Origin of the sequence: Corallococcus aberystwythensis (genome assembly GCF_003612165.1) — a bacterium.
Lineage (GTDB): Bacteria > Myxococcota > Myxococcia > Myxococcales > Myxococcaceae > Corallococcus > Corallococcus aberystwythensis.
On the sequence record NZ_RAWK01000361.1, the window covers coordinates 1 to 7,912 of the forward strand.

A 7,912-nucleotide genomic window follows, 5' to 3' on the forward strand; every position below is an offset into this window, starting at 1 on the left:
CCCCCACCCCCTCCCGGGAAGCCGAGCTGGCACGCGCCGAAGCCGACATGGCCCGGCTGGAAGCGCAGCTCGCTGAACAGGTGGCCCGCGCCACCGCCGACGCGGCCGCGTTGGCCGAACGGCTCGTCTCCGTGCGGCAGGCCCTGGCCCGGCCGGAGCATGCCGGGGATTCGCGCCTGTCCCAGTGGGCCATGCGCCTGGAGGACACCGAGTCCCCCGAGCCATCCCCGGAGCTCGCGCGCCTGCGGGAGAAGGCCCTGGATGCCCGCGAGGCCGCGCTGGACACGCGCCGGCAGGCGGGGCTGGACCTCCAGTCCGCGCTGCGCGTGCAGCAGGAGGACGCCGCCCGGGTGGACAAGGCGCTGACGTCCGCCGAGTCCGACCTGAAGCGCGTGGAGGCCGCCGCCAGGGCCCGCGCGGAAGCCGAGGAGAAGGCCCGCCGCCAGGCGGAGGCCGAGACCCAGAAGGTCGTCCCGCCCGCGACGCTGCGGCCGTCCGGAGCGAAGCCGTCCGAGGAGACTCCGACCCGCGCGGAGCGGCTCCCGGCGCGCGCGCCCGTGGCCGCCACCCCGGCGAAGAGCGACGCGCGCAAGGGAGGCCGGGTGCGGATGCACGCGACCATCGACACGCGCAGCGACTCCAACTTCTTCACCGGCTTCTCGATGGACATCAGCGAGGGCGGCATCTTCATCGCCACGGTGGAGGCGGTGCCGCGCGGCACGTCCGTGGAGCTGGACTTCACGCTGCCGGGAGGCCGGCCCCTGACGGTGAACGGCGTGGTGCGCTGGGCGCGTGATGGCAACGACCGCACGCCGGACCTGATGCCGGGCGTGGGCGTGCAGTTCACCACGCTGCCGCCGGAGGTCGCGAACGCCATCTCGTCGTTCGTGGCCACGCGCGACCCGATGTTCTACCCGGACTGAGCAGCCCGCACAGGACGCACCCGACACAATTGCGACATTGCTCAACATGGGTCTTCTCTGACCACTTGACCAATGCTATGCGCCTCCCGGCAATCCAGTTTTAACTGGAACACCAAGACTTCACCGGGAGTTACATACCTTGAAGCCCTCTTCCCTCATCGCGTCCCTGGCCCTGATGGGCGCGCTGTCCTCCTGCGGCCCTGGCGAGGCGTCCGACGCACCGCGGGTCCCCGCGCAAGAGCTGGGCAGCACCACGGCGGCGCTGGACTGCGCCGCGCTCAGCAAGCCCGTGTATCACCGCGTCCGTCCGTCCACGGGCGACAGCCTCCTCACCCTCAACGCGACGGAGGCCGCCAACGCGGCCACGACCTACGCCTATACCGACGACCGGGGCACGCCCTTCAAGGCCGCGAGTTCCTCCGGCACCGGCCTGTCCCCCGTCTACCGGCTCTACAGCCCCAGCCGGGGTGAGCACATCGTCACCATCGACGCCACCGAGCGCTCGAACCTCATCGCCTCCGGCTTCACCACCGACGAAGGCGTGGGCTTCTACGCTTCCAAGACGGCGGATGCGTGCCTCGTGCCCGTCTACCGCTTCGACAACCCGGGCCTGAAGAAGCACCGCCACGCCGTCACCCAGGCCGAGCGCGACGCGCTCACCACCGCCGGGTGGACCAACGAAGGCATCCAGTTCTACGCCGCGCCCACCACGGTGGACACGAAGTTCACCTTCGTCGTCATCCCGGACACGCAGCTCGAGGCCGTCTACTACCCCACCCGGCTCACCCATCGCATGCAGTGGATCGCCGACAACAAGACGGCGCAGGACATCCGCTTCGTGATGCACACCGGCGACCTGATGGACTGGGACACGCCCGACCACCTCCACTACCAGCGCGCCAGTGACTCGTACCAGGTGCTGGACAACGCCCAGATTCCCTACGCCATCGCCCTGGGCAACCACGACACGGCGGCCGTGTGCCAGGGCGGCAGCGCGTGCCCCGGCAACGTCAACGCCAACCTGCGCAACACCACCACCTTCAACACCTACTTCCCGCTGTCCCGCTTCAAGGCCCTGGGCGGCGTGTTCGAGTCCGGCAAGTGCGACAACGCCTACCACACGTTCAGCGCGGGCGGCCTGAACTGGCTGGTGTTGAACCTGGAGCTGTGGGCCCGCACGAACGCCGTGAACTGGGCGAAGACCGTGCTGGCCCAGTACCCCAAGCACAACGTCATCATCATCACCCACTCGCACCTGAACGGCAGCGGTGGCATCGAGCAGTCGAACGGCGGCTACGGCAACAACAGCCCCCAGTATGTTTTCGACAACCTCATCAAGCAGTACGCCAACGTGCGCTTCGTCTTCTCCGGCCACGTGGGCAACGCCGCCTACCGCACCGACACCGGCGTGAACGGCAACACCGTCTACCAGATGCTCAACACGTTCCACGACGGCACCACGAACCCGACGCGGCTCGTGGAGATCGACACCGCCGCCAACACCATCAACACGCGCGTCTACGCGCCGCTCACGAACACGGAGCGGGCGGAGGGTGTGAAGGCGTACAGCAACGTGAACTGGGTGCGCTGAACGGACCTGGTTGGATGAAGCACGCAAGCCCGCTCTCTCCAGGAGGGAGCGGGCTTTGTCGTGCGGGCCGTGGCAGATTCGTTAGAGAAGCTTTGCTTGAAATTCATGTCAAACCCGGGTGGCCTTCGGGTGACCGCTTCGTCCGTGGGGTGGTCATTTCCAGGAGAGTCGTCCGTGATGAACATCCGTTCGTGGTGGGTGCTGTCGACGCTGGGGCTGTCCTTGTCCGCTCCGCTGGGCGTGGCGCAGACGCGGTCCAGCCATGTCGACGCGACGACCTACCTGTCGTCCCGGCCGGAGTATCCGGCGTGGCTGGAGCTGCGCTCGAACCTGAAGGAGAACTTCGACGACATCTGTGGGGACACGTTCTGCGAGGGCGACTACAGCAACATCGAGTCGCTGCGCTTCCGGTGTTCGGTCAACAGCAAGACGGGTGTCATTGGCCAGTGCGTCTGGGTGTTCGCCGCGAGCAACGAGGAGATCAACCCCACCACGGGAGCCATCACCGTGGAGACGCAGACCTGGACCTGCCAGAGCCCGCTGGCCAGCGGCACCACGATGGCCTCGCTGCTGACGGCGCTCTCCGGCCCGTCGCCCCTCTACGCGACGCTGCCCGGCACGAGCACCACGCTCTACGCCGGCCTGGGTGACTGCCTGTAGGCGTCGTGCACGAAGGGCGCACCGTCTCACAGCGGAAACGCACGGTCCCTGTCCGTACGCCACGCGAATGGACGAGGCCGCGGGCCAGAGGGAACAGCGTCGGAACGTGGCGGGCCAGGATGATGCAGAGGGGGCCCGCCATGATTCCTGACCTCGCCCGACTCGCCGCCAGGGGAGAATCCGTCACGCTCGAGCTGAAGCGCTCGACAGGTGAATTGCGCGAGGCGATGCACACGCTTTGCGCCTTCGCGAATGGCCAGGGAGGCCAGGTGCTCCTGGGCGTGAAGCCGGGCGGAGAGCTCATCGGCCAGCAGGCGAGCGAGCAGACCCTGCATGACATCGCGACCGCGCGTGAGCGCTTCGAGCCTCCGCTCGACCTCTATATCCAGAGCGTGGAGGTCGCTTCGGGACGAAGCGTCCTCGTGCTCACCGTGGGCGGCATCAGTGATTCCGTGCCGTACACCTTCGACGGGCGTGCCTATGAGCGGGTGGGGAACACGACTCGCAAGATGGCGCAGGAGCGCTATGAGCTGCTGTTGCTGGAACGTGCGCACAGCCGCCGCCGCTGGGAGAACCAGGAGGCCGACGAGGTTCCGCTCCAGGAACTCGACCGTGAGGAGGTGCTGCGCATCGTCGAAGCGGCGCGTTCCACGGGGCCGCCCGTTCTTCACCACACGGTGGGGCCTCCCGCAGTGGACATCCGAGCATCCGGGCGCGGCAATCCCTATCTTACCGGCGCCATCCGTCGGAAACCGGACCGGCCTCCGTGGCAGGGGGTGAAACACAGGCCCTGGCTCTGGCAGAAAGCAAGACAACCCATGAGGGGGTGGGACCGCGTCCCCCCGAAGGAGTCCCTGTCCGCATGAGCACCATCCTCCGGACCCCACCCCTCGCTGGCGGCCGTCCCCCGCGTTGGGATTCACGCCGCCGCGCTCCCAGCGGTTCAGCCCCGGCCTCCGCGTCCCCTCCCCCCGTGGAGAAGGTGAACCTGGCGCTCGCCTCCACCGACCTGCCAGCGCCTGGCATTGCCCGGCCCGTGGGCACCCTCCACGGTCAGCCCGTGCACCTGGTGCGGCTGACCGGCACCGGCCCCTGGTGCCAGCACGCCACGGGGGATGCCCTGTTCTTCGTCACCCGGGGCACCCTGCGCGTGGAGTTGCGCGAACGCACCGTGGACCTGGAAGAGGGCGAGCTGCTCATCGTTCCCCGGGGCGTCGAGCACCGCCCGGTCGCTCCCGGAGAGGCCCTGGTGCTGATGTCGGCGCCACCGCTCGATGGGGAAGCAGCCGGACAGTCTCCCGCTCCCTGAGCGACGGTCCACCGCCCCCCGGGCGGGCGAGCCCCCGTCCCGCTGGGGGTGCGGTGATTCCTCCCACGGGGACCACGGCGCACTTTTGCCCTGAACGAATGGAAGGTGGCTTCCCGCGGCCCCTGGTGCGCCGCCGGACGGCCGCCGCCTTCACAAGGAGCGGGAGCCGCCATGCGCATCCACCACCTGAACTGCACCACGATGTGCCCGCCTGGCGGGCGGCTCATGGATGGGCGGCGCGGCTTCACCGGCCCGGCGGCGCTTGCCTGCCACTGTCTGGTGTTGGAGACGCCGCGCGGCCTGGTGCTGGTGGACACCGGCTTCGGCCTCAATGACGTGTACGCGCCGCGCGTGCGGCTCAACCCCCTGTTCCGCGACATGCTCTGCCGCCCCGCCCTGGCGGAGGAGGCGACCGCCATCCGCCAGCTGGAGCGGATGGGCTTCCAGGCCAGCGACGTGCGCGACATCGTCCTCACGCACCTGGACTTCGACCATGCGGGCGGCCTGGATGACTTCCCCCACGCGCGCGTGCACGTGCTGGCGGACGAGTACCGCGTGGCCACCGCGCAGAAGTCCTGGCTGGACCGCGCGCGCTTCCGCCCGCAGCAGTGGTCCAAGGAGACACGCTGGGAGACGTACGTCGCCAACCGGGGTGAGAGCTGGTTCGGCTTCGACTGCGTGCGCGAGCTCAGCGGGCTGCCGCCGGAAATCCTGATGGTGCCGCTGGTGGGCCACACGCTGGGACACGCGGGCGTGGCCATCGACACCGGGGACGGGTGGCTGCTGCATGCGGGCGACGCGTATTTCTACCATGGGGAGATGGACCTGGACCGCTACCGGTGCACCGCCGGCCTGCGCGGCTACCAGAAGCTGATGCAGAAGGACGGGTGGATGCGCTGGTACAACCTGCGCCGGCTGCGCGAACTGGTGCAGCGCCACGGCGACCAGGTGAAGGTGTTCTGCGCGCATGACTCGCTGGAGTTCGAGCGGCTGGAGGAGCGCGAGAAGCTGCCCCCGGACTTCCCCATCCAGCCCGGCCTCGTCCCCCCGGTGCCGTCGCTGCACCTCTAGCCGGGCCCGCGAAGACGTCACTGCTGGAGCGGAGGCGCCTCCGCGACCGACATCTCCTCCACCAGCCGGGGGATGCGGGGCAGGTCCACCGTGAAGGTGGCCCCCCGCCCCGGCACGCTCTCCACGTGGATGACGCCGCCGTGCGCTTCCACCAGCTGGCGGGCGATGTAGAGCCCCAGTCCGTAGCCGGCCTCCGTCCTCGCGGAGCGCTCCCGCTCGTAGCGCTCGAAGACGCGGCGCTGGGCCTCCGGCGCGATGCCCACGCCCTCGTCGCGCACCCTGAGCCGCGTGTGCTCCACGTCCAGCGCGGACACCGACACCGTCACCGGGTGGCCCCGGCCGAACTTCAGCGCGTTGGACAGGAGGTTCGTCACCACGCGGTCCAGGCGGATGCGGTCCCACTGCCCCACCTGCCCGGGCTCCACCTCCAGCTTGAGGTCGCAGCCCGCCTGCGCTGCGGCCTCCGCGAAGCGCTCCACCACCTCGTGCGCCAGCTCCCCCAGGTCCACGGGCGCCGCGTCCAGCACCCGCTTGCCGGAGGACAGCCGCGACAGGTCCAGGAGGTTGTGCAGCAGCTGGCCCAGCCGCTGCGCCTGCCCGCGCGCCGCCACCAATCCCTGCCGCACGTCCTCGTCGCGGCCGGCCCCCTGCGCGCGCTGCACCTTGTTGAGCAGCAATTGCAGCGCATGCAAGGGATTGCCCAGGTCGTGCGCGGTGACGGCGATGAGGTCCACCGCCTCGCGCGCCTCGCGCAAGAGCCGCGTGTTCACCAGGGCCAGCGCCGCGCGGCCGGCCAGTTCCTCCACCAGCACCTGGTCCGCCTGCGTGAAGCGGCGGTGCCCCCGGGCTGTCATCAGCACGAAGGCGCCCAGCGTCTCGCTGCCCGCGCGCAGGGGCACCACCATCGACGACCCGATGGCGATGCGCTCGATGAGCAGCCGGTGCTCGTTGGTCTCCGCGCTGGCCGCCACGTCCTCCGTCTCCACCTCCACGTCCATCCGCGAGCGCCGGGTGCGCATCACCTCCCAGACGACCGGGGGCATGCCCGCGCGGGGTGGAAACCGCCGCAGGGCCTCCCACAGGCTCGCCTCGCGCTCGGGCTGCACGTGCGTCACCGCGCGGGGCCGCAGCTCGCCCGCGGGCGTGAGCAGGTAGAGGATGCAGCCGTCCGCCACCTCCGGCACCAGCAGCCGCGCCACCTCCGCCACCGTCAGGTCAGGGTCCAGGGACTGGTGGAAGACGCGGCCCGCTTCCGCGAGCAGCTCCTGCACCCGCTCGTTGCGCCGGTGTTCGGTGATGTCGCGCGTCACCACGGAGAAGCCCTGGGGTGTCCCGTCCTCGTCGCGCAGCGCGGTGATGGACAGCTCCGCCCAGAAGCGCGAGCCGTCCTTGCGCTGCCGCCAGCCCTCCGCGCGCAGCCGCCCCTCCTGGAGCGCTCGGGACAAATCCCGCTCCGGCTTGCCCGCCGCCGCCTCCTCGGACGTGTAGAAGACGGCGGTGGAACGGCCCAATATCTCCGCCTCGCTCCAACCCTTGATGCGCTCCGCGCCCGGGTTCCAGCTGGCCACCCGTCCGCGCGCGTCCAGCAGCACCAGGGCGTAGTCGCGCACGCCCTCCACCAGCGCCTGGAAGCGGTGCGCGCTGGCCGCCGCCTCGCGCTTGAGCGGGTGCAGTCGGCGGTGGAGCACCCACGCCAGCGTTGACGCCAGCCCCAGGCCCAGCAGGGATGCCAGCAGCAGCAGCCCCGCCTCCCACCGGTCCGTCAGCAACGCGGCCTGGTTCTCCCGGGCCAGCCGCGCCTGGACCTTGCGCTCCAGCTGGGCCTGCGCGTCGCGCACCCGCCCGTGCGCGCGGGTCAGCCGCTCGAGCGCCAGCCTCTGTTCGCGCCGGGTGGCGGTGTCCAAGAGGGCGCGCAGGGCGGCTTCGTGCACCTGCTCCGCGGCGCGCACCTCCTCCACCAACGCCTGGTCCTCGGGAGCCCCCAACCGCGTGGACAGCCGGTGCGCGGTGTCCAGGAAGCGCTGCCGGGCTCGCGCCGTGTCCTGGACGAGCGACTGTCCCCCCGCCAGCAACGCGCTGTTGGCCAGGGCCACCTTGTCGCTGAAGGCCCGGCCCAGCTGCCCCACCTCCTGCAGGTCCAGGGAGCGCTCCATCACCCGCGACTGCACGGAAGCGCGCGTCAGCAGCACCGCGCCCACCGCCACGGCCAGCAGGACGAGCGCCACCACGAGGCTCGCCCCCAACCACCAGCCGTTCTCCTGTCGCGCGCGCCTGGGACCTGCCATGGGTGTCCCTTCCCCGCTGGACGCACGTGCCCGTTCGCGCCCCCGCGTCCGTTCACGGTGGGGGCCTCCCGCC

Annotated in this window: 7 protein-coding genes; 6 read left to right on the forward strand and 1 reads right to left on the reverse strand. The window is 70.5% G+C overall.

What is annotated here, in order from left to right; translation table 11 throughout:
• The 6 genes from D7W81_RS37500 to D7W81_RS37525 all read left to right on the forward strand — a co-directional run.
• A partial coding sequence (locus D7W81_RS37500) for a TIGR02266 family protein (RefSeq protein WP_120560170.1) occupies window positions 1–923 on the forward strand: 923 nt, incomplete at its 5' end.
• 139 nt (window positions 924–1,062) lie between these two features.
• Complete coding sequence (locus D7W81_RS37505; RefSeq protein ID WP_244227702.1) at window positions 1,063–2,514, forward strand: metallophosphoesterase; 1,452 nt, start codon at window positions 1,063–1,065, stop codon at window positions 2,512–2,514.
• A 177-nt stretch (window positions 2,515–2,691) separates the two neighbouring features.
• On the forward strand, window positions 2,692–3,174 hold the full coding sequence (locus tag D7W81_RS37510) for a hypothetical protein (protein WP_120560171.1): 483 nt from the start codon (window positions 2,692–2,694) through the stop codon (window positions 3,172–3,174).
• A 140-nt stretch (window positions 3,175–3,314) separates the two neighbouring features.
• Window positions 3,315–4,040 (forward strand): AlbA family DNA-binding domain-containing protein, encoded by a 726-nt coding sequence (locus tag D7W81_RS37515; RefSeq protein WP_244227703.1) that lies wholly within the window; start codon window positions 3,315–3,317, stop codon window positions 4,038–4,040.
• Window positions 4,037–4,483 carry a cupin domain-containing protein gene (locus tag D7W81_RS43880; RefSeq protein WP_120560172.1) on the forward strand — a complete coding sequence of 149 codons (447 nt, stop codon included), beginning with the start codon at window positions 4,037–4,039 and terminating at the stop codon, window positions 4,481–4,483. The genes D7W81_RS37515 and D7W81_RS43880 overlap by 4 nt, the downstream gene beginning before the upstream one ends.
• Window positions 4,484–4,654: 171 nt before the next feature.
• Window positions 4,655–5,554, forward strand: coding sequence for an MBL fold metallo-hydrolase (locus D7W81_RS37525; RefSeq protein WP_120560173.1), 900 nt, complete (start codon window positions 4,655–4,657; stop codon window positions 5,552–5,554).
• Window positions 5,555–5,571: 17 nt separating this feature from the next.
• Here the strand turns inward: D7W81_RS37525 and D7W81_RS37530 are convergent, their stop codons facing one another.
• The gene (locus tag D7W81_RS37530) at window positions 5,572–7,839 is read right to left on the reverse strand and encodes a sensor histidine kinase (RefSeq protein ID WP_120560174.1); all 2,268 of its coding nucleotides are present in this window, start codon (window positions 7,837–7,839) and stop codon (window positions 5,572–5,574) included.
• Window positions 7,840–7,912 lie beyond the last annotated feature (73 nt).